19 protein-coding genes and 3 tRNA genes are annotated in these 22280 nt (G+C 56.6%); 17 read left to right on the top strand and 5 right to left on the bottom strand.

What is annotated here, in order from left to right:
* Nucleotides 1-31: 31 nt before the first annotated feature.
* Nucleotides 32-2380, bottom strand: a complete 2349-nt coding sequence (locus QMG40_RS11500; RefSeq protein ID WP_283531177.1) for a YhgE/Pip family protein — start codon at nucleotides 2378-2380, stop codon at nucleotides 32-34.
* Nucleotides 2380-3159: an ATP-binding cassette domain-containing protein gene (locus tag QMG40_RS11495; RefSeq protein WP_283531176.1), complete on the bottom strand. Its 780-nt coding sequence runs from the start codon at nucleotides 3157-3159 to the stop codon at nucleotides 2380-2382. The genes QMG40_RS11500 and QMG40_RS11495 overlap by 1 nt, the downstream gene beginning before the upstream one ends.
* A gap of 266 nt (nucleotides 3160-3425) precedes the next feature.
* On the opposite strand from QMG40_RS11495, the gene dusB reads away from it, so the two are divergent.
* The 5 genes from dusB to QMG40_RS11470 all read left to right on the top strand — a co-directional run bounded on the left by dusB (nucleotide 3426) and on the right by QMG40_RS11470 (nucleotide 8659).
* Nucleotides 3426-4607 carry a tRNA dihydrouridine synthase DusB gene (dusB, locus tag QMG40_RS11490; protein WP_283531175.1) on the top strand — a complete coding sequence of 394 codons (1182 nt, stop codon included), beginning with the start codon at nucleotides 3426-3428 and terminating at the stop codon, nucleotides 4605-4607.
* A gap of 220 nt (nucleotides 4608-4827) precedes the next feature.
* A complete protein-coding gene (locus QMG40_RS11485) occupies nucleotides 4828-6102 on the top strand; it encodes a deoxyguanosinetriphosphate triphosphohydrolase (protein ID WP_283531174.1) in 1275 nt (424 codons plus the stop codon).
* Between the two features lie 202 nt (nucleotides 6103-6304).
* On the top strand, nucleotides 6305-8332 hold the full coding sequence (gene dnaG, locus QMG40_RS11480) for a DNA primase (protein WP_283531173.1): 2028 nt from the start codon (nucleotides 6305-6307) through the stop codon (nucleotides 8330-8332).
* 62 nt (nucleotides 8333-8394) lie between these two features.
* Nucleotides 8395-8470, top strand: a tRNA-Asn gene (locus QMG40_RS11475).
* Between the two features lie 116 nt (nucleotides 8471-8586).
* A tRNA-Asn gene (locus tag QMG40_RS11470) sits at nucleotides 8587-8659 on the top strand.
* 95 nt (nucleotides 8660-8754) lie between these two features.
* Here the strand turns inward: QMG40_RS11470 and QMG40_RS11465 are convergent.
* Entirely contained in the window at nucleotides 8755-9975 is a 1221-nt protein-coding gene (locus QMG40_RS11465) for a multidrug effflux MFS transporter (RefSeq protein WP_283531172.1), read from the bottom strand.
* Between the two features lie 321 nt (nucleotides 9976-10296).
* Here QMG40_RS11465 and QMG40_RS11460 point away from each other — a divergent pair, with 321 nt between their 5' ends.
* Nucleotides 10297-11136, top strand: coding sequence for a phage holin family protein (locus QMG40_RS11460; protein ID WP_283531171.1), 840 nt, complete (start codon nucleotides 10297-10299; stop codon nucleotides 11134-11136).
* A gap of 2 nt (nucleotides 11137-11138) precedes the next feature.
* Here the strand turns inward: QMG40_RS11460 and QMG40_RS11455 are convergent, their stop codons facing one another.
* Nucleotides 11139-11342 (bottom strand): hypothetical protein, encoded by a 204-nt coding sequence (locus tag QMG40_RS11455; RefSeq protein WP_283531170.1) that lies wholly within the window; start codon nucleotides 11340-11342, stop codon nucleotides 11139-11141.
* Here QMG40_RS11455 and QMG40_RS11450 point away from each other — a divergent pair.
* From QMG40_RS11450 to QMG40_RS11430, 5 genes are all read left to right on the top strand, one after another.
* The gene (locus QMG40_RS11450) at nucleotides 11341-11928 is read left to right on the top strand and encodes a CDP-alcohol phosphatidyltransferase family protein (RefSeq protein WP_283531169.1); all 588 of its coding nucleotides are present in this window, start codon (nucleotides 11341-11343) and stop codon (nucleotides 11926-11928) included. The two genes, QMG40_RS11455 and QMG40_RS11450, sit on opposite strands and share 2 nt — an antisense overlap.
* Nucleotides 11925-12827, top strand: coding sequence for a DMT family transporter (locus QMG40_RS11445; RefSeq protein ID WP_283531168.1), 903 nt, complete (start codon nucleotides 11925-11927; stop codon nucleotides 12825-12827). The genes QMG40_RS11450 and QMG40_RS11445 overlap by 4 nt, the downstream gene beginning before the upstream one ends.
* Nucleotides 12828-12869: 42 nt before the next feature.
* Nucleotides 12870-14075 (top strand): glycosyltransferase, encoded by a 1206-nt coding sequence (locus QMG40_RS11440; protein WP_283531167.1) that lies wholly within the window; start codon nucleotides 12870-12872, stop codon nucleotides 14073-14075.
* An 80-nt stretch (nucleotides 14076-14155) separates the two neighbouring features.
* A tRNA-Ile gene (locus QMG40_RS11435) sits at nucleotides 14156-14229 on the top strand.
* 229 nt (nucleotides 14230-14458) lie between these two features.
* Nucleotides 14459-15673, top strand: coding sequence for an acyl-CoA dehydrogenase family protein (locus QMG40_RS11430; protein WP_283531166.1), 1215 nt, complete (start codon nucleotides 14459-14461; stop codon nucleotides 15671-15673).
* A gap of 39 nt (nucleotides 15674-15712) precedes the next feature.
* Here QMG40_RS11430 and QMG40_RS11425 read toward each other — a convergent pair whose 3' ends face one another.
* A complete protein-coding gene (locus tag QMG40_RS11425; protein ID WP_283531165.1) occupies nucleotides 15713-16354 on the bottom strand; it encodes a M23 family metallopeptidase in 642 nt (213 codons plus the stop codon).
* Between the two features lie 380 nt (nucleotides 16355-16734).
* Between QMG40_RS11425 and rpsB the strand changes: the two genes are divergently transcribed.
* The 6 genes from rpsB to QMG40_RS11395 all read left to right on the top strand — a co-directional run bounded on the left by rpsB (nucleotide 16735) and on the right by QMG40_RS11395 (nucleotide 22280).
* Nucleotides 16735-17682, top strand: coding sequence for a 30S ribosomal protein S2 (rpsB, locus tag QMG40_RS11420; protein ID WP_283531164.1), 948 nt, complete (start codon nucleotides 16735-16737; stop codon nucleotides 17680-17682).
* A 164-nt stretch (nucleotides 17683-17846) separates the two neighbouring features.
* Nucleotides 17847-18674, top strand: a complete 828-nt coding sequence (tsf, locus tag QMG40_RS11415; protein WP_283531163.1) for a translation elongation factor Ts — start codon at nucleotides 17847-17849, stop codon at nucleotides 18672-18674.
* A 208-nt stretch (nucleotides 18675-18882) separates the two neighbouring features.
* Nucleotides 18883-19638 (top strand): UMP kinase, encoded by a 756-nt coding sequence (pyrH, locus tag QMG40_RS11410; protein ID WP_283531162.1) that lies wholly within the window; start codon nucleotides 18883-18885, stop codon nucleotides 19636-19638.
* A 130-nt stretch (nucleotides 19639-19768) separates the two neighbouring features.
* The gene (gene frr, locus QMG40_RS11405) at nucleotides 19769-20326 is read left to right on the top strand and encodes a ribosome recycling factor (protein ID WP_283531161.1); all 558 of its coding nucleotides are present in this window, start codon (nucleotides 19769-19771) and stop codon (nucleotides 20324-20326) included.
* Between the two features lie 404 nt (nucleotides 20327-20730).
* On the top strand, nucleotides 20731-21621 hold the full coding sequence (locus QMG40_RS11400) for a phosphatidate cytidylyltransferase (RefSeq protein ID WP_283531210.1): 891 nt from the start codon (nucleotides 20731-20733) through the stop codon (nucleotides 21619-21621).
* Nucleotides 21622-21680: 59 nt separating this feature from the next.
* Nucleotides 21681-22280, top strand: coding sequence for a DivIVA domain-containing protein (locus QMG40_RS11395; RefSeq protein WP_459252998.1), 600 nt, complete (start codon nucleotides 21681-21683; stop codon nucleotides 22278-22280).

The raw sequence follows: 22280 nt of genomic DNA, 5'->3' as shown, positions 1-22280 counted from the left end.
AGAGGGTAACGAATCAGTGCTGCAGGGCAGCTTACATTTCCAGTTCGGGATGCAAACGCTCAATGGTGAAGACACGCTGGCGCCCCGCACTGAACGAGCTGATGGCGATGGAGACAATCGTCAAAATAGCGAGGAATGCTACTGACACCCACAAACGGGAGTCTATTCCACCAGTCATCAACTCTCTAAGTCCACTCACCACATAGGTGGCTGGCATGTAAGGGTGCAAGGCTTGGAAGAACACTGGTGTGGTTTCCACAGGGTAGGTTCCACCAGATGAACTGAGCTGCAACATCAACAGCACAAGGCTAAGGACCCGCCCTGCCGCAGTGCCAAAGACAATGATGAACATTTGCTGCAACGCCAGGAACGCCACCGTTGTCAGGTAGATGAACGCCGCCATGGCCACAGGGTAAACGGGCTGCATATCAAGTCCCCACAACAGCACAGCCACCATGATCAGCACCTGGCCCAAACCAATGGCAAGGGCAGGCAGCAGGCCGGTCATGGCCGAGCGCAGACCACTGGCTCCGGCTGCAAGAGCACGCGTGGGCAGTGCACGCAGGAGGAGCCAAGAAATCAAGGCACCCACAAAAGTCGCCAAGGCGATGAAGAAGGGGGCAAAGCCTTCACCAAAGCTCTTTGACTGGTTTGACCATTGTGCATTGACGGCCACGGGTGTCGCTAGAACTTCTGATTTTTGGGACAGCAGGTGCTTCGAGTCGTTCGGGACGGCTTTGGACCCCTCGTCAAGTTTAGTGCTTAGCTCGTGGCTTCCCGTGGATAATTTTTCAGCTCCAGTTGATAATTGTGTACCACCTGCAAGGAGCTTTCCGGTTCCGTCCGCCAGCTCAGAGCTGCCGCCGCTGAGGGTTCCGGCGCCGGTGGCTAAAGCCGCGGCGCCATCTTTGGCGGTGTTGGCGCCGGCAGATAGTTGGGCTGCCCCGCCGGATAGTTCTGAGGCGCCCGCTGCTAGTTCCGTTGAGCCTGCAACGGCAGTGTGTGTGCCTTGCGACAGGGTGGCTGTACCGCTTTCCAGGGCGGCGGCGCCGGTTGAGAGTTTGCTGGCGCCGTCAGCGGCTGCCGTGACCCCACCCGTCAACGAGGTGACCCCGGTGGAAACATCCCCAGCCCCCACCGCCAGCTTGGCGGCACCGCTGGCAAGAGGAATGAGCCCCTTAGTGGAAAGTTGGTTCGCGCCAGCAGCAAGCTGGTTTGTGCCCGCTGCCAGCGGTGAGACACCTTTGAGCTGCAGTTGCTGCAAACTCTCAACCAGTGCGCTCGCCGGGGTTCCGGCAGGCAGATTTTGAGCTGTTTCAATCAGTTTGGCCAGTTGGGCTTCGGCGGCAGTGGCGCCATGGGCGAGGTCCCCGGCGCTGGTGGCCAACGTTGCTGCTGAAGAGGAAATGCTCGCCGCACTTTCGGAGAGGGTACCTGCGCTTGAGGAAAGAGTTACCGCACCCGCATCAAGTTTCTGTGCCTGCGGGATCGAGTTAGTCAGCGAGGTTGCCAGCTCTGAGGTGCCGGCAGCAAGAGTGCTGCTGCCGGTATGCAGAGCAGTGGCACCGGTATCAAGCTTGCCGATCCCTGATGCGAGGGAGCCTGCCCCGGTGGATAAAGCAGTGGCGCCGTTATTGAGGGAACCGGCACCTCCGGCCAAAGTATCAATACCGGTTGAGAGGCTTGTGGCACCGTCTGCCAGCGCGAAGGCACCATCTTTGAGAGTTACCGACCCGGCCGCCAAATCATTCATGCCAACCACAAGTTTGCCGGCACCGTCCTTGGCACTGTCGATGCCCTCGGTGACCTGGGCGGAACCTTCCGCTGCGGCACGCAATCCGGCACCGGCGTCGTGCAAACCAACAAGGAGAGCGGAGGACGTCTTTTGGCCGAGCTGTTCTGAGACTGCGTCACGGACCTGGGTCATGGCTTGTTTGCCCAACACGCTGGAGAGGAAATTGTTGGAGTCGTTGAACTGAACATCCAGCCTGGTTTGGGCGGGTGTGTCAGTACCCACCGAGACGGCCGTTTCGGAGAAGTTCGCGGGGATCGTCATGGCGAAGTAATAGGTGCCATTGCCCACCCCGTCGGCCGCGGCCGCAGCATCGGTCTGCTCCCATTTCATGTCCATTCCGGCCATCAGCTTGGTAGCCAGGTCATCGCCGGCATGGACAGCCTCATCGCCGTTAGTGGCGCCCACATCCTGATTCACCAGGGCCACGGGCAGATCATTCATGTGTTTGTCAGGGGCCTGGAACGCCCAAAGGTAAAGAGCGCCGTAAATGAGCGGGATGAAGAGCATCACGGCCACGGCAATTTTAGGCATCTTGCCTCGCTTGAAGCGGCTCAATTCAGTGCCGGAGGATAAGAAGGCAAACATTAGATAATCTCCTCGATCAATTCATGCTGTTCTGTGGCTGTTTCGCTAGGTGTATCTGTATCTGTATTTGTGTCTGTAACGTCGTGCGCTACGGGCTCGATCTCTGCCGGAGGTTCCTGATCGTTGAGATCCACGATGTGCGGCTGGATGTCCAAGGCCTCCCACAGCCCAACATCGAGGCTGGAAGCGGAGACAACCACGGTGGTTTTTCCGGCAGCGAGCCAGGCCAGCCTGTCCCAGATGATCGCCCGAGATTCGGTGCCGCGGATCTGCTCCACATCATCGACAAATAAAAACTCTGGTTTGGCCATCATGGCTAGGGAGATCCTCAGCAGCATTTTTTGTGTGTCAGTTAGATCCCAGATGACTGTAGTGGCGGCCGGGATGGCTTCGGGGCCAAAAACCGGGGCGGCGATCCGGGCCACATCGGCATCGGTGAGCTTGCGTACCAGTGACCACCACGGAGATAACCACGCGCGGCGTTCGCGCAATGCGGCGCCAACTGTGACGGATTCTTCGAGGCCGTCAATGCCAGTGAAACCGGCTACTGCGCTGATCTTTTGAACGGCACGGAGGTTGCGGGGGAGTTCCTCTCCGCCCACGGTGAGGGTTCCGGCGTCGTGCTTCATGCGGCCAGCAAGGGTGAGGAGTAAGGAGGTGCGTCCGGTGCCGGCATCGCCGCGGAGGACGTTCAGGCCGCTGTCCAAGCTAAAGGTCAGCGGCCCGTAAACAGGGCCGCGGCCTGCTGACAGCGCTAGGTGGTTGGCGTGGATCTGCACAGTGGTTCCTTTTCTGGGGAAGATGATGGGTTTCGAAGCTGGTGGAACAACACTTAGTTGGTTCCCAGCGTCAGCGGCACTTTCAAGGGGCCACAAACTACCACTTCGATTCTTTGTACTGACCAGTCAGTTTAGCAGTCTTTTGCGCTGCTTTTTTACGGTCCTGACCAGATTTTGTGCGTGACTTTGTTCACTGGGGTACGGAAGGAGCTAGGAAAAATGAGGAGGGTTAGGTTTAATTTGGTGGGATTTGAGAGAATTATCCGGTGACTGTTACTGATATCCCCACCAGCGAAACAAAAATCGATCTGCCGCCTTTGAAACTTGGCAACATCACAGTGGAAACACCTGTGGTGCTTGCCCCCATGGCTGGAATTACGAACACGGCGTTCCGCAGACTCTGCCGTGAACATGGTGGCGGCGTTTTCGTTTCAGAAATGGTGACCTCCCGTGCGTTGGTGGAGCGCACGCCGGAATCGATGCGTTTGATCAGCCACGACGAGGATGAGGCAATCCGCTCGGTTCAGCTTTACGGCGTGGACCCGGAAACTGTGGGCCAGGCCGTACGCATGCTGGTGGAGGAAGACCACGCGGATCATATCGACTTGAATTTTGGTTGCCCGGTGGCCAAGGTGACCCGGCGTGGCGGCGGTGCAGCACTGCCGTGGAAGCTTGACCTGTTCACCTCCATAGTTCAGACAGCTGTCCGTGAAGCCGCCAAGGGTGGGCTGCCGTTGACTATCAAAATGCGTAAAGGTATTGACCAGGACCACCTCACTTACCTGGAGGCGGGCCGCATTGCCCGTGACGCCGGTGTGGCCGCGGTTGCACTGCATGGGCGCACGGCCAGCCAGTTTTATTCCGGTAAGGCGGATTGGGATGCCATTGCGCGTCTGCGTGAAGCGCTCCCGGATGTGCCGGTGCTTGGCAACGGAGATATTTGGAGTGCCGAGGACGCTATTGCCATGGTTCGTCAAACAGGTGTTGATGGCGTGGTTGTTGGCCGTGGCTGTCAGGGACGCCCGTGGCTTTTTGGTGATTTGATGGCTGCTTTTGAGGGCAGCGATGCCCGCCACAAGCCAGGGATGGCTGAGGTGTCGGCAGCCGTTTACCGCCATGCTGAGCTGTTAGTGGATACCTTTGACGATGAAAATAAGGCTCTGCGTGATATCCGTAAACATATGGCCTGGTACTTCAAGGGGTATGTGGTGGGTGGCGACCTTCGGGCCAAGCTCTCTACCGTGCCAACCTTAGAAGTTCTGCGCGGACTGTTGGATCAGTTGGATATGACCGAGGAGTACCCTGGCGTGGATGCCGAGGGCCCCCGCGGCCGTGCCGGTACACCCAAACGCACGGCACTTCCAGCTGGTTGGCTGGAACACAGGACCCTGAGCGGTTCACAAAAAGTAGAAATTGCAGGAGCTGAGCTGGACGTCTCCGGCGGCTGACGCTCGCTCACTCCACGTTGTGTTTACCCTGACGCTCGCTCACTCCACTACCTGGGACATGCCATTGATCTCACGGAATCAGTAAGATCCCCCACGTACCTGAACACCATTGTCCTGGCAGACTAACTACTTCTGACCTCAGTGCCGGTATGGGCAGTGATCGGCGCAGCTAGTGGGCAACGTCCCCGGAGTGCCCAGTGTTGGCCCTAAACTTAGGGACATGTCCACCGAAATGCAGCCAGTGTACTTGCCCCATGACCAACAGCGTTGGGTTCAAGAGGCAGTGAAATCCAGTTTCCGCACAGTGTTTGAACGGGACAGGGCCAGGGTGCTGCATTCCTCGGCGTTGCGTCGCTTGGGTGCCAAGACCCAGGTTGTTGCCCCAGACACCGATGATTTTGTGCGCACCCGGCTCACCCACAGCCTTGAGGTGGCCCAGATTGGCCGGGAATTGGGAAGAACACTGGGTTGCGACCCTGACGTGGTTGATACTGCCTGCCTGGCTCACGATCTTGGCCACCCGCCCTTTGGGCACAACGGCGAGTCTGTCCTGAATGACCTCTCGCACACCATCGGTGGCTTCGAAGGCAACGCCCAGACCCTTCGTCTTCTGACTCGGCTGGAATCAAAAGTTCTCACGGCTGACGGCGGCTCGGCCGGTCTGAACCTGACCCGCGCTTCCTTAGATGCATCCTCGAAATACCCGTGGCTTGCCCAGAACGCACCCTTGATTGATGGTCTGCGGACCAGCAAATTTGGTGCTTACACCGACGATCTTCCAGTGTTTGAGTGGCTGCGTGAGGGAGCTCCTGCGGGGAAAACCTGCATTGAAGCGCAAGTAATGGACTTGGCAGACGATATTTCCTATTCGGTTCATGATGTGGAGGATGCCATTGTTGCCGGGCATGTGCAGCTGAAGTGGCTGGCAAATGCGGACCAGCGCAATAGGGTTTTGGGCTACACCCAGCAGTGGTATTTGCCTGCGGTCAGCACGGCTGAGATCGATGCTGCCCTGCAGTGTTTGGAGGCCACTGATGTGTGGGTCCGCCACGCTGACGGGAGCCGGCGGTCCATGGCCGCGCTGAAGGATATGACCAGTCAGCTGATCGGGCGTTTTTGCCAGAGCGCTGTGGGGGCAACCCAGGGAATCTATGGAACCGGCCGGCTGGCGAGGTACGCCGCTGATGTTATTCTTCCTCATGAGACCCTGTTGGAAATTGCTGTTATGAAGGGATTGGCAACCACATTCGTCATGACAACAGACCATCGTCAGCCCATCTACCAGCGTCAGCAGGACGTGCTCAGCGAGTTGGTTGCGGTGCTTAGCGCTACCGGGGACGCGCACTTGGAAACCATGTTCGCCGCCGATTGGAGGGACGCGGACGACGACGATTCCCGCCTTCGCGTTGTCATCGATCAGATTGCTTCCCTCACCGATGTATCGGCACTGGCGCTGCACGAACGACTCGTGGGAACCGAGCGCACGTTGCTTTAATATTCTCACCTCAGGCTTGTACGGCTCCGCCTGGATTGTGGTGAAGGGGCGCTGCTGGAAAGTACCGGCAGCCTGCCCGCCTCGTGTGGGCAGCTATCCTGCTGTGCCAGTGATTCCCCACGATTTGCCACTTGCTGTGGTGTTCTCCACAAGCGCATGCTGATGTGGGGGCGCAACAAAATATGTCACGTAAACTGGCCGGGTGGCCGGGCTAATTAAACGAGAAGACATTGACGAGGTGCGCACGCGCACCGATCTCAAGGAAATTGTTGACGCCTATGTCACATTAAAATCCGCTGGGATTGGCTCCTACAAGGGGTTGTGCCCGTTTCATGATGAGCGTAGCCCGTCCTTCCACGTACGCCCCCAGATGGGGTATTTCCATTGTTTTGGCTGCCAAGAGAGCGGCGATGTTATTTCCTTCATTCAGAAGATGGACCATATTTCATTTTCTGAAGCCGTTGAGAAGTTGGCCGGTCGCATCAGTTATGAATTACGTTACGAGGATGGCGGTACAGGTCCACGCCGCGAGGACATTGGCCGGCGCCAGCGCTTGCTTGATGCGCACAAGATTGCAGGAGAGTTTTTTCGTGAGCAGCTACTGACACCGGCAGGGGCAACAGGACGAACATTCCTCTCTGAACGTGGTTTTGATCGTGAAGCTGCCGAACGGTTCGGTGTGGGTTTCGCCCCGCAAGGGTGGGAAACGCTGCTTAAGTACCTCACGGGTAAAGGCTTCACGCAGGAAGAGCTGAAACTAACGGGCATGTTCTCTGAAGGTAACCGAGGGATCTATGACAGGTTCCGGGGCCGGCTCATGTGGCCCATCCGGGACATCGCAGGGGACACCGTGGGCTTTGGTGCCCGCAAGCTCTTTGACGATGACCAGGGTCCAAAATATCTCAACACTCCAGAAACTACCCTCTACAAAAAATCCCAAGTGCTTTACGGCATTGACTTAGCCAAGCGAAGTATCGCCGCCAAGCGGCAGCTTGTGGTTGTTGAGGGTTACACGGATGTCATGGCCTGTCACCTGGCGGGGGTTCAGACAGCTGTGGCCACGTGCGGAACCGCGTTTGGCACTGACCATATCAAGATCGCCAGACGGCTGCTTTCCGACGACGGCACCGGTGGCGAAGTGGTGTTCACTTTCGACGGCGACGCGGCCGGGCAAAAGGCTGCGCTCAAAGCGTTTGATGAGGACCAGCGTTTCGTAGCTCAGACGTTTGTGGCTGTTGAAGCCTCAGGTGCTGACCCTTGCGAACTACGTCAACATAAGGGCGATGAGGCTGTCCATGCCCTGATTCGATCCCGCAGACCGTTGTTTGAATTTGCCATCCGGTCCACGTTGGCGAAATTTGATCTGAGCACTGTTGAAGGCCGCGTAAGTGGCCTGCGGGAGTCCGCCCCAGTGGTGGCCGCCATTCGTGACGGTTCCACCCGAATGGGCTACAGCCAGGAACTGGCTGGATGGCTCGGGCTGGCTGACCCCAACGAGGTATTGCGTGCTGTCAAGAGTGCCGAACGCAAGCTGCACAGCCAGCCCGACGCCAAGGGGCACCGCCATGGCCAATCACAGCACCAGGGTCAGTCGTCACAGGGCCAAGGGCAGCGTCAGGCCTACGAACAGAGCCATAGGGTCGTTGGGCAGCAGGATGGACACCAGCAGGGTCAGTCTGGCCAAGGTTCCTTCGGCTCTGCCGCGACAAACTCTGAGAGCGAAGCGGCGGGGTCGCAAGAGGCTCGGCCAACATTTACGCGCCCGGATCCTCGTGACCCGCAAAGCCGGATGGAGCGGGAAGCGCTGGAAGTTGTTTTGCAACACCCGGGACTCCTATCTGCCGGCAACTGGCAGCATTTTTCAGCCACTGAGTTCGTTATTCCCGCATACCGTGCCATCCAGCAGGGCATTGCGCTGGCGGGGGAGTCTGCGGTGGCTTCCTCTCAGTGGCTTGAGGCTGTGCGTGCGAACGTTCCAGTGGAACTAGAGTCCTTGGTGGCCGAGCTCGCCCTGAGTCCCCTGCCTGCCACGCGTGAGGACACTTTGATGAGGTACTGCCGCGATATTTTACGCAGATTATTTGAACTGCAGATCACGCGTTTGAAAGAGGAACGGCTGGGAGCTTTGCAACGCATGGATCCGGCCGTGGATCCGGAGAACTACCAGCTTTTGCAACGCGAACTCATGGAGTTGGAAACAGCACGCAGGCAGCTTCGCGGAGACGGGTAGGCGGAGAGGGGAGCTCCGATTTCACAACCGGCCAAGCCTTTGTTATTGTTGTTCCTGCACGATCCCCTATAGCTCAATTGGCAGAGCGTTCGACTGTTAATCGAAAGGTTCCTGGTTCAAGTCCAGGTGGGGGAGCCAAGGCGATATTGTCTCCGGTCACATTGTGAGCCGGAGACAATTATTGTGTTGGATGTGCTGGAAAAATAGTTGGTGAATTCAGCTGTAATTTGCTGCTACGATTCAAGCTGCTTCATTCCCCTATAGCTCAATTGGCAGAGCGTTCGACTGTTAATCGAAAGGTTCCTGGTTCAAGTCCAGGTGGGGGAGCTTTAGCATAAAGAACCCCCGCACTCCTGAGAGTGTGGGGGTTCTTTCTTGCCTCAAATTCCAGAACCTGTTGGGACTGGGGTGCAGTAGAGGTGCTAGATCGCGGGGACTGTGCGTGGGCGGACGATGAACCACAGCGAAGCCATGGCCAGCAAAATAGCGATTCCCATGATCAACGCCATAGGGGTTGCGGTTTTTACTCCGACCAGCCCAACAACAGGTGTAATCAGCCCGGCAAAACCAAAGTTAACAGCACCCAGCAGTGAGGCAGCGGTGCCGGCCTGCCTACCGTTACGCACCAAGGCTTGGACTTGGACGGAGGGGAACATGAAGCCGGTGGCACAGATGAAGAACCACAACGGCACAATCACACCCCACAAACCAAAGTGCAGTTGATCAAAAAGGACCATGGCCGCTGCTGCTAGCACCTGGGCCACTGTGGCCCATGCGATCACCCACTGGGGTCCAGTGCGGCGCATGATGCGAGCCGCCAACTGCACGCCGGAGACGACGCCCAGAGAATTTACGGCAAACAGAAACCCGTACTGCTGAGGGGAAAACTGGTAGGTGACTTGAAAAAGGAACGTGGATGCTGAGAGGTAAGTGAACAATGCAGCGAAGTTCAGCCCACCCACTAAGAGTGTGCCAACAAATATTCTGTCGCTGAGCACCGTCTTATAGCGGCCGGCGACACTTACGCCGTCGAACTTTCGCTTTTCAGGCGGGAGAGTTTCGATGATGAAGAAGAACGCGGCAATAACCACCAGGGCGGCATAGGCGGCCAAGAACCAGAAGATGCCGGGCCAGTCCATGATGCCCAGTAGCTGTGAGCCAATCACCGGGGCGAGAATCGGGGCCATGCCATTGACAAGGGCCATGCGGGAGAGCATCCGGACCAGTTGGTAGCCGCCAAAGAGGTCACGAATCATTGCCATGGCTACCACTGCGCCACCGGCTGCACCGATTCCCTGCAACACACGGAATAGTCCCAACATGGTGATGTCGGTGGACATGGCGGCCCCTACGGAGGCGCCCACATGCACCACAGTGGCCAGAATCAGGGGCATACGTCGACCAAATTTGTCGCTAAAAGGCCCCACCACCAGCTGCCCAACAGCGAAGCCGATCGTGGTGGCCGTCAGGGTCAGCTGCACGGCGGCAGCACTGACACCAAACTCTTGGCCAATGATCGGGAAGGCAGGCAGATACAAATCGATCGTGAAGGGCCCCAAAGCCGTAAGGAGCCCCAAAACCAAAATATAGATCAATTTTTGGCGGCGGGACAGGGCATCGCCTGGATGCGCGGTGGTGGTCAAAACGAGAGTCCTCAAGAAAGTTTAGAACGTGTGGGTGCAGACCAGTGCGAAGAAAGGACTAACACATGGTTAATGCTATGCGTATTTATGCCTCGGGATTGACGACGCCGGAAGCCAGTTTCGCTGCCCCGAAACCATCAACACCAGTGAATGCTTTACTATTCCGCAACAATGCCCCGGCAAGGCAGCGCCCACAGCGGGGCGGATGGATGGTAATTTTGACATTACAGCGGTGCCACTGAGAGGTGGTGCTACAAACATTTCGGGTTCGTGCGGGTATTCAAATAGACACCGTGAACCCTCACTATGGAGGCGGTCTCAGTGACGGACTGGCAAAAAGACATGCATGGCTTTGTGGATGACAAACCGAAGACTAGTGGATCGGCTCTGGTCGAAGCAGTTAAAACTGCTTCCCGGCTGGTCCCTCGCCAGCTTAACGATGAGATTTCGTTGGTCAAGCTGGAACTGGAACACAAAAAATCCCGTGTGAGCGGGGTGGCCATATCGGCAGGCTTAGTCTTGGTCTTCGCGGTCCTATTGGTCATTGCTTTGGTAGTTGCTGCAATTGCAGGGCTGGCGACCATCATGCCGCTGTGGCTGTCAGCATTGCTGGTCAGTGCTGCGTTGCTGCTGATCATGGCTATTAGCGGGCTAATTGGCTACAAGAAGTTTAAGGGGTTGCTGCCACTGATTCCCGAGCATGCTTGGCGAGGGGTACGCCATGATCTGGGCATCTTGAAAGAGGGCCGCGACTTTGATCCGACCACCCTTGACCCTGAACCTCTGACCAAGGAGGAAAAGAAGGTTCGCAAAGTGGAAGCCGAGGAAGCCAAAGCCAAGGACGCTGCAGAGCGTGCTGCAAAGGAAGCCGAGCATGGCCCCAAAGCCAACACAACTGAGCTTCTCAAACGCACCACCGCACGCCGTGAGCACCTGTTGGACCTGCGTGAAGAGCTCCTGGCTGAGGCAGATGTTAAGAAGCAGACTACGTACCTGGTAGATACCGCTAAACACAAGGCGAAAGAGTCGGTGAACATGGCTGCATCCGGAGCCGTGGGCGAGGCGGTTGGCACAGTGAAAGAGCGCTGGAAGCCGCTGAGTGTTTTCGCCGTCTCAGCCACCGCTTGTTTGGTGTTGCTGCGAAAGTTGACGAAGAAATAATTTCACTCGGCACCGTTGGCATGTTCTACATGAGCCGTGGCACTAACAAATTGAGCACTAGCAAACCCAGCACCGGCAATCCCAACACTGGCAAATCCAGCACTGGCAAATCCAGCACTGGCAAACTGAGTGCTGACCATTGTGCCACCCGCGCGAAAACCACCTGGGGAGGTGACACCGATGTCCAGGAGTTCAGGCGCACCCATGGATAGCTCCAACGCCATTCTCACCATCCCCAACGTGATCACGGTGGTGAGATTCTTGGGGACCCCGGTGTTTGTGTGGCTTGTGCTGGCCCGCCACGAATACGGATGGGGTGTTTTTCTTCTAGCCTTGATGGGTTGTACCGATTGGATTGACGGTTTTGTTGCCCGCAAACTCAACCAAACATCTCAACTCGGGCGAATGATGGACCCATTAGCGGACAGAGTGGCGTTGGTAGCTGTCAGCATCACCTTGGTAATCGCCGGCATCCTGCCCTTGTGGCTGCTCCTGCTGCTGGTGATACCCGACGTGGTCCTGCTGAGCGTTACGCTATATTTTTTCCGTGGGGACGCTGACCTGAAGGTCACGTTGCTGGGGAAGACACGGACTGCAGCGCTCATGATCGGCACGCCCATGCTGCTGCTGGCTAAGGCGCTTGAATCAGATTTTACAAACACACTCGCGTGGATATTCTTGGGTGCTGGAATGGTGATGCATGTGATTGCCTTCAGCCAGTACTTCGTGAAGGTGATAGCTAAGCACCGTCAACTCCATCACCCAAGCACTACAGCGCAGGACCGCACATGATGTGGATCGCCGTGGCATGCGCCGTGGCGGGCGCCTTCTTCCTTGCCTTCGGTGCCCAACGCCAGGGCAGTGCCGTGCAGAATAACACCGGCGGACTGGCACTGGGTGGGGCAGGATTCCTGCGGCTGCTGCGAAACCCGCGCTGGGTGTTGGGGCTCACTCTACTGGCTGCTGGTACGGTGTTGAACGTTGTGGCGCTGACCCTGGGCACCTTGACTGTGGTGCAGCCGATCGGTGCCATAGCACTGGTGATCACCACCATTGTTAACTCCCGCGACCAAGGCATCAGACTCAACCGTGCCACAGTTGTCTCCATCACAGCCTGCGTTGCCGGCAGTGCGTTGTTTGTGCTGATGGCCGTGAACGTTGTCCGCGAAAACACCCACGTCAGCTCCAATCAAGAGCTGACCGTGGTGTTGTTACTAGCCGCTGTCGTCATCATTTTTGGTGGCGCCCTGCTCATGTTCAAGCATCGCCTGAAGGCCTTTTTCTATATCCTGGGTTCCGGCGTCTTATTTGGTTTTGTCGCAGTATTAACACGGATCATTTCCAAGCAGATCTTTGACCCCAACGGCCTGTTTTTGTTGAATGTCCAGTGGTATTCGGTCATTGCCATCGCGGCAGCGGGGGGACTGGGTAGCTGGTTTGTGCAAAGCGCTTATGCCAGTGGCCCGCCCGATTTAGTGATTGCCGGGCTGACAGTGATTGATCCAATGGTTGGAGTGGCCATTGGGATAGTTATTTTAGGTGAGCTTCGTGACGATGTTCCACCAGTGGTAGCGATTGCCATGGCGGGAGCAGCTTTACTTGCTATTGTTGGGGTCATTGCGCTGTCCAGGCACCATCCGGATGTGGTTAAACGCCGGAAAGCTGCAAAAAAGGATCAACGCAAACAATGAGCGGGCCCCGTGCTCTTCAATCAGCCAGCAGGAGTTTTATCCGTGACATCCACCCGGAATGAAAGCGCCCAAAAGCCGCTTACCATCTTGATCGCAGCCGACACTTATCCCCCGCACATCAACGGGGCGGCGCAGTTCTGTTTCCGTCTGGCTACGGGGATGACAGGCAGAGGCCACCAGGTGCACGTGATGGCATGCCGCGCAGATGGCGGGCGCATGTTCACTGAGCAGCGTCCAGAAGCCACTGTGCACCGCTTACGGTCGCGTTCGGTGCCAACCCACGAGTATTTCAGGATCTGCCTACCGTGGGAGATTAAAAAGGACATTGCGACGCTCTTTGATGAGATTAAACCTGATGTTGTGCATGTGCAAAGTCACTACATGATCGGTGAACACGTGGTCTATGAGGCTGCACGTCGGGGCATCAGGATTGTGGCAACCAATCACTTCATGCCGGAAAACCTGAACCCGTTCTTGCCATTCCCGCAATGGTTTAAGAATATTATTGGCCGGGTGTCGTGGCGGGATATGGGCAAGGTGATGAGCCGCGCTGACGTTGTGACAACCCCGACTCCCTTGGCCGCCAAGGCAATGCACGAGCATGCCTTCCTGCGTAAAGTTTTGCCGCTCTCCAATGGTATTGAGTCCGGTAATTATGAACTTGCTGTTGGTGAGGACGTTCCACGGAATCCCTATCCCACGGTTGTGTTCGTGGGTCGTCTTGCCGAAGAGAAACACATTGACGTTCTCATCGACGCCATTGCCAAGACCTCCAGAGACCTCAACCTACACCTGGTTGTGGTTGGCGGCGGAGAAGTAAAGAATGCGCTCCGGGCTCAAGCCGAAAAGTTGGGATTGTCTTCTTTGGTGACCTTCACGGGGTTGATCACCGATGAAGAACTTCGTGAGGTGTACCTCAAAGCGGATCTGTTCGTCATGCCTGGCACCGCAGAATTGCAGTCACTTGTGACCTTGGAGGCCATGAGCGCTTCCACTCCTGTGGTGCTGGCCAATGCGATGGCTCTTCCGCACTTGGTAGAGAACGGCGTTAACGGATACCTGTTCACTCCCAACGACAGCGATGACTTGGCAGAAAAAATTACCACCATCATGAGCCTGTCTGGCGAAGACCGCGAAGCCATGGGTGCTGCTAGCCATGCGATGGTTTCCCGGCATGGGTTAACAAAGACACTTGACACTTTCGAAGATATTTATCGTGGCGGCAGCTACGAGGATCATGCACTTTAGCCTGTGACGCACTAGTATTGTGGGAGTGCTTTTTCCTGGACCGCATTTTTGAAGTGTGGAACACGATGGGCACCTTGCATGGGGCCATAGCTCAGCTGGTTAGAGCGCAGGACTCATAATCCTAAGGTCCTCGGTTCAAGTCCGAGTGGCCCTACATGTTAAGCCGCAGGTCAGATACCTCAAAGTATCTGACCTGCGGCTCTTTTTTTGCCCGGATTGGTTCCAGCCGAAATCGCTACATCCGAAATATGGGCCGGGAGGGGCGAAAAAATGTGAAACGTTGAGCACTCAGAGGAATTACACTGTTGCTTGAACAACGCACATACGGTAAGTTACCCATCAGTAACATGTTCGGTTTGGGCCGAACAATTCTCCATTCAAAGATGAGTTCAAGCAAAGGATTGCCCGTGTCTAAGGCTGCAGTAGACCTCAACAACCTCCCCTACGCCGATGGCGACTTCTACGGATTTGAGCAGTTGCTCTCCGCCGAGGAACAGGAGCGCCTTCAGGAACTTCGCGACTTCCTCGCCAAAGAAGTCAAACCAATTGCCACTGATTGTTGGAACCGCGGTGAGTTCCCGATGGAACTCATTCCGAAATTGGCAAAGCTGGATATCATGAGCCCAGTCCACAGGCAGGGCTACTCAAGCCTTTATGCGGGACTGAGTCACGCAGAATTTACTCGTGCAGATGCTTCCATCGCAACGTTCATGGGCGTGCATGACGGACTGTTTACCGGTTCCATTGAGGCGCTGGCTTCCGAAGAGCAAAAAGCTGCATGGCTGCCAGATATCTACGCTATGAAAAAAATTGGTGCCTTTGGTCTAACCGAACCCCTCGGCGGTTCGGACGTTGCAGGTGGCACGCGCACAACCGCTGTGCGCGAAGGGGAGAACTGGATCCTCAATGGCGCCAAGCGCTGGATTGGCAACGCAACGTTCTCCGACTGGGTCGTCATCTACGCCCGTGACGTGGCAGATAACCAAGTTAAAGCATTCCTCGTTGACACGAAACTGCCCGGGTATGGGGCCACTAAGATCGAAAACAAGACGGCATTGCGCACAGTGCAAAATGCTGACATCACCCTTGAAAACGTGGTTGTCCCGCATGAGTTCAAGCTTGCCGGTGGAAACAGCTTCCGCGACACCAACAAAGTCCTGAAGGTCACTCGTCTTGCCGTTGCATGGCAGGCCGTGGGGCAGCAGATGGCTGCTTTCGACGTAGCTCGCCGTTACGCTGTTGAGCGCCAACAATTTGGCCGGCCCATCGCCTCCTTCCAGATGGTGCAGGACCAGCTAGTGAAAATGCTGGGCAACACTGTGGCATCTACCGGCATGATGGTTCGTCTGTCCCAGCTAGAAGACTTGGGTCAGGCAAAGGATGAACAATCCGCGCTGGCTAAGGCCTTCACCACTGCCCGTATGCGCGAGACAGTAGCTATGGGACGGGGCCTCCTGGGTGGGAACGGCATAGTGACAGACTTTGAGATGGCAAAGATCTTCGCAGATGCCGAAGCCATCTACTCCTACGAAGGAACCTACGAAATCAACACGCTCGTGACAGGACGTGCTATCACAGGGATCTCGGCGATCGTATAGTTCCACTGACCCGACGTGCGCTAGCGAGCGCACGTCGGGTCAGTCGTTTAAAGGAAGCAGGATGGAGGGCCGCAGATCCAAGATGAACTGCAGGGGATCCAGGTACTCTTGCCCTCGTCGCACGCCCCAATGCAGACAGGAGTTGATGCCGGTGCCGGCTGCCGCTCCGTCACAGTGGCTTGGACCCTCCACGATGCCAATGGTTTGCCCTTGCGCCACTCTCTCACCCACGCGCAACGTTGACGTCACAGGCTCAAAGCTCAACCGCAGCCCGTTCTCAACGGCAATGGTCAGCACAGGACGATTCACAACTATTTGAGAAAATGTCACCACACCCGAAGTAGGCGCATAAACAACTGTGCCCTGAGGAGCAGCAAAGTCCACTCCCCGGTGCCCGCTAAGCCACGGCTTGGCTGGCGGAGCGAAGGGATGTAGTACCTGCGGTTTTCCTGCCAATGGCCAAGCCCAGGACAGCGAGGCTGGTAGGGGAGAGGCCGCCGTCGAGCTTGCATCATGGAAAGTAGCCAATGCGTGCGAAAGCACGAAGGGCCCGGAAGAAGTGGGCAGAAAAAATACTACAACCAGAAGGGCACCCAGCAGAGAGGTGTGTCGAGTTACCGGCCCGGGTGAGTCCGCGAAGTGATGGCGGGAGCCAAACCGGGAGCCAAATAAGGTCTTCATCCCTACATCGTGCGCTAACCCGTGGCACCCGTGGGCCTCGCCTGAGAATTTGTGCAAAGTCAGTCAACCGGACGCCCCTGTGGAGGAGTTGATGCGGGCGAATTGACAATAACTTTTCAGTGGTGCGCTTTGGTCAGCCAGCATTGCTGCGCTGTAGTAACATTGATAGAGCAGTGCGCTGTTGTGCACTGACTACGCGCACCCCTCCCTGATGAGGTGTCCAAGAGTGATCTTGGATCCTACTGATGGATTGTGACCATACGGTCCGCCTCACGGCGGTTTATGGAATGCACAATGGGTGCCAGGAGCAAAGGAAACGGCCTTCGGACCGGTTCCAACATGCTAAATAACCGTTAAACATAAATTGAAGGAGCGCCGGCATGCCCGTCGTAACAATGCGCCAGCTGCTTGACAGCGGCGTCCACTTTGGACACCAGACCCGTCGTTGGAACCCGAAGATGAAGCGATTCATCCTCACGGAGCGCAACGGCATCTACATCATCGACCTGCAGCAGTCACTGTCTTTCATTGACCGCGCTTACGAGTTCGTGAAGGCCACCGTTGCACACGGCGGCACCGTACTGTTCGTCGGCACCAAGAAGCAGGCTCAGGAAGCAATTGCTGAGCAGGCTACTCGTGTTGGCCAGCCTTACGTAAACCAGCGCTGGTTGGGTGGCATGCTCACCAACTTCCAGACGGTTTCCAAGCGCATCTCGCGTATGAAGGAACTCGAAGAGATCGACTTCGACGACGTAGCTGGTTCCAGCCACACCAAGAAGGAGCTCCTGCTCCTCAAGCGTGAACTGACCAAGCTGCAAACTAACCTCGGCGGTATCCGCAACCTGACCAAGGCACCGTCCGTGCTCTGGGTTGTAGACACTCCGAAGGAACACCTCGCCATCGACGAGGCGCACAAGCTGAACATCCCCGTTGTTGCCATCTTGGACTCCAACTGCAACCCTGACGAAGTTGACTTCCCGATCCCGGGTAACGACGACGCCATCCGTTCAGTTGCACTATTGACCCGTGTGATTGCTGATGCCATCGCTGAAGGCTTGATGGCTCGCAACGCCAAGGCAACCGGCAACGAAGAAGCACCGGCTGAGCCGCTGGCTGAGTGGGAGCGCGAACTCCTCGAAGGCGACAAGGCAACTGAAGCTCCGGCCAAGGTTGAAGAAGCTGCAGTTGAAGCTCCGGCCAAGGCTGAAGAAGCTGCTGCGCAAGAGCCTGCCAAGGCGCAAGAAGCTGCTGCGCAAGAGCCTGCCAAGGCGCAAGAAGCTGCTGTTGAAGAGCCTGCCAAGGCTGAAGAAGCTGCAACCGAGAAGTAAAAACTTTTCCTGGCAGTGACTGGTGAGGGAGTCATCCCTGACCAACACAACCAAGTAAGAAACCAGACGCTGGCAGGATCGCACCGCCCCTAGGCAAAGCGGTCCTGCCAGAACTGGCCTAACTACTGATTTCTATACTCAAACATCTACACTGAGGGGTTCATATGGCGAACTACACCGCCGCTGATATTAAGGCTCTGCGCGAGCGCACAGGCGCTGGCATGATGGACGTCAAGAAGGCTCTGGACGAAGCAAACGGCGACGCCGATAAGGCCATGGAGCTCATCCGCATCAAGGGCCTCAAGGGCGCCACCAAGCGCGAGGGTCGCTCAACTGCTGAAGGCCTTGTTGCCGCAGCCGTTGAAAATGGCGTTGGCGTCATGGTTGAAGTCAATTGCGAGACTGACTTCGTGGCCAAGGCTGCTCCCTTCATCGAATTCTCCAACAAGGTACTGGCCTCGGCCATCTCCTCTGGCGCTGCTGATGTTGAAAGCCTGTTGGCTGTTGACGTCGACGGCAAGCCGATGTCGGAGGTCGTTATCGAAGCTGGCGCACTTTTGGGCGAAAAGGTAGCCATCCGCCGCCTGGCCCGCGTTGAGGGTGCAACGGTTGATTCCTACTTGCACAAGACCTCCAAGGACCTGCCGGCCCAGGTTGGCGTTTTGTTCGCCATTGACGGCGACAACCAGGAAGTGGCACACGACGTAGCTGTGCACATTGCTGCGATGTCCCCGACGTTCCTGGTACGCGATGAAGTAGCTGCCGATGTCATTGACAGCGAACGCCGCATTGCCGCCGAAACTGCACAGGCTGAAGGCAAGCCTGAAGCAGCCATGACAAAGATCGTAGAAGGCCGTCTGACGGGCTTCTTCAAGGAGATTGTTTTGGTTGATCAGTCCTTCGCAAAGGATGCAAAGAAGAGCGTAGGCGCTGTTCTGGAAGAAGCCGGTGTTAAGCCTGTTGCTTTCGCACGTTTCCGCGTCGGAGCATAATCCACGCACGTGTTCTAGCTGGATGTGATGAAGAAGGGGTAATCGCAATGTGCGGTTACCCCTTCTTTGTATCCAACGTCAGATAAGATTCTTAAGGCAGCTCTTGAACTGCCTCGCGCCAGGTCAGAAACAGCACAAGCCCAGGCAGAGCGCTGATGCGAGACTGTGCAAGCGCTACCAGCAAAAGCGGGCACCTACGGAAGGCACCATGACCACTAATATTTCGCAGACTGCGCCCAGTGCCACTGCAACCGGAGCAGTCAAACGTCGTCGGGTTTTGCTTAAACTCTCAGGTGAGGTTTTCGGCGCAGGCAAGCTGGGTGTCGACATGGACACCATCCGGGACATCGCCAAACAAATCGCCAGCACCGTAGACCAGGTGGAGGTTGCCATTGTGGTGGGCGGAGGTAACTTCTTCCGTGGAGCACAGCTCTCTCAAGCCGGCATGGACCGTTCGCGGGCAGACTACATGGGCATGCTTGGCACGGTTATGAACTGTCTGGCCCTGCAGGACTTCCTGGAGCAGGCCGGTGTGGACACACGAGTGCAGAGTGCCATCACCATGGGCCAAGTGGCGGAGGCCTACATTCCGCGCCGCGCCATCCGACACATGGAAAAAAGCCGTGTTGTCATCTTTGGTGCGGGCGCCGGTCTGCCTTACTTCTCCACAGACACAGTGGCGGCCCAGCGCGCGCTGGAAGTACATGCCGACGTTGTCCTGATGGCCAAGAATGGTGTGGATGGTGTTTACACCGCCGATCCAAAGAAGGATCCCACAGCCGTAAAACTTGATCACTTGAGCTATGACGAAGCGATGGCCCGGGACATTCGTGTCATGGACCAGACCGCGTTTAGCCTGTGTAAAGACAACAATGTCACGATGCTGGTCTTTGGGATGGAAGGCGAAGGCAACGTGGCCCGCGCCATCCTCGGAGAAGAGTTGGGCACGCTGGTCACCCCGTAAGGGTTCATCAGTTGGGCAAGTGAGCGTGTGGCGGCCCCCAGCCGCCACTCGTGTCACGATAGGATAGACCCAGAATTGCCACGATTTGTATGGTGGATTAGTTGTGTAGTCATTTATGAGGGAGAGACGCGTGATCGAAGAAACTTTGCTCGAGGCCGAGGAAAAGATGGATAAGGCCATCGAAGTTGCCAAAGAGGAGTTCTCGGCGGTTCGTACAGGCCGTGCCAACCCAGCCATGTTTCACAAGGTCATGGTGGACTACTACGGTTCCCCTACGCCTCTGCAGCAGCTGGCAGCCTTTGCTGTTCCGGAAGCCCGTACCTTGCTCATAACTCCTTTTGACAAGACTTCAATGCACGATATTGAGCGTGCACTGAGCTCCTCTGAGGTGGGTGCCAACCCCTCCAATGACGGCAACGTCATTCGTATCGTTATGCCTGAGCTCACGGCGGAACGTCGCAAAGAATACGTTAAGATCGTGCGCACCAAGGGTGAAGATGCCAAGATTTCCGTGCGCAACATCCGCCGCAAGGCCAAGGAGCAGCTGGACAAGCTGGTCAAGGACGGAGATGCGGGTGAGGATGATGGAGCACGCGCCGAGAAGGAACTGGATACGTTGACCAAGTCCCACACGGAGAACATCGATGAGCTGCTCAAGCGCAAGGAAGTCGAGCTTCTCGAGGTCTAATGGCCGACCCAGAGAATACGCCGATCGGAACCGGCAAGGTACCGGAGGTGTTAAACCCTAATACTGGGCTCATTCCGGCACCACTGGACTACCAGTTCGCGTCGCGGAAGGCCAGACGTCATGCTGAGCTGACGGGCATGATTCCCATCATCATCCCCAAAAGTGCTGAGCCCCAGCCTGAGGTGGGGCAAGAAGCTGCTCAATCACCCGCGGTTCAGAAGCAGCCTTTGCCGGAGAAGAACGACGGCGGCGAAAACCCAGGAGAAGTGCGCCCGGACACCCTCAGCGGCCCAGAGACGGATGAAGCTGAAGTTGGGCAGGATGAGGCAGCACCTCTCCCGGTGCCAGCAATGCGGATCACCGGGCTGCCTGTCATTCCCACCTCACAGGGGACTCTGGCGTCAATGCCTGAGGCGGCCACAGCCTTGAAAGCAATCAGGACCCCCAAGGCGGGTCGAGACCTTCCGGCCGCCATCAGTGTGGGTTTGGCACTGCTGATCCTTGTTATTGGATCACTGCTTTTTTACCCGGCGGCTTTCGTTGCGGTTGCGACAATCTTTTCCTGTGTTGGTGTGTGGGAAGTAAACCGTGCACTGGCGGACAAAGGGATCAAGGCACCCACCACTCCTGTCATGATCGGGGCGTTGGCCATGCCGGCGTGTGCCTATTTCGCGGGTGCCGAAGGGCTACTCTTTGCCTTGGCAGCCAGCGCCGGGGCTACGGTTCTGTGGCGTTCCCTGGACGCTGAACCCGGGGCAGCGAAAAGTATCCTCGCCGGAGTTTTCTCCCTCATGTGGATCCCCTTTTTGCTCAGCTTCGTGTTCTTGATGCTGCGCGGGGAGAGTGGAGCCACCCTGGGGCTGACCTTGGACCTGAACGACATCAACCCTGGTGTGGTGAAGGTGGTCATCATGTTGTTGCTGGTGGTTGCCAATGACACCTTCGGTTACTTGGTTGGTGTGTTCTTTGGCAAACACCCCATGGCGCCAAAGATCAGTCCCAAAAAATCCTGGGAGGGCTTCGCCGGTTCGCTGGCCGGGGCAACACTGGTTGCCATACCAGCAACGGTTTTCCTGCTCGATCAGCATTGGTGGGTAGGCTTTGCGCTAGCCATTGGTATGGTTTTTGCAGGTACTGGTGGAGATTTTGCCGAGTCCATGGTCAAGCGTGAGCTGGGCGTGAAGGACATGAGTAACTTATTGCCAGGTCACGGCGGCGTCATGGATAGGCTGGATTCAATCCTGTTTGCTGCTCCCGTGGCGTACGCCATCTTTACTGTTTTAGGCCGGTTCTAACGCGCTGGAACCGGTGCCCGGCAAGTTGCCACTCATAGAGAAAAGTTCAAGAAATGACTGTGACAATGGATGAGACGCCCCGGACCAAATCAAAATTTAAATTGGTGGGTCCCAAGGAAATAGGCTACAACGTCAAGCAGGTTGACGTGTTCCTCGAGCGTGCCCGGGCCTATTTCCTGAACACAGACACCGAAGACTTGGCCATAACGAGCCATGATGTGCGCACGGCCGCCTTCGACTCGGCCAAGGGCGGATACAGCGCCCATGCTGTGGATGCCGCGATGGACAGGATCGAAGATGAGTTTGTACTTCGTGAAAAAGAATTATTGATCGTGGCCGAGGGTGAAAAAGCCTGGATGATGAAAATCGGTAAAACTGCCTCTGTTTTGCGGGCACGCCTGCACCGCCCCGATGGGGAACGGTTCCGACGCCCCTTAAGGAAAAGCGTGCAGAGCTACAACGTCAACGACGTCGATGTGCTGTGCCGTGAGCTGCTGGTTTATATAGAAGACAACGGTGAGCTGAGCGTGGATGTGGTCCGCCGGGCCGTATTTGCCCCAGAAAAGGGCAGGGCAGGCTACGAAGAAAGCCAAGTAGACGCGTTCTTGGACCGCGTGGTTGAGCTGATGGCTGCGATCGATCCGCTGACGTCGAAATAA

It is taken from the genome of Arthrobacter antibioticus (assembly GCF_030063205.1).
GTDB lineage: Bacteria > Actinomycetota > Actinomycetes > Actinomycetales > Micrococcaceae > Specibacter.
This window is presented reverse-complemented; position numbering and strand designations above follow the sequence as displayed.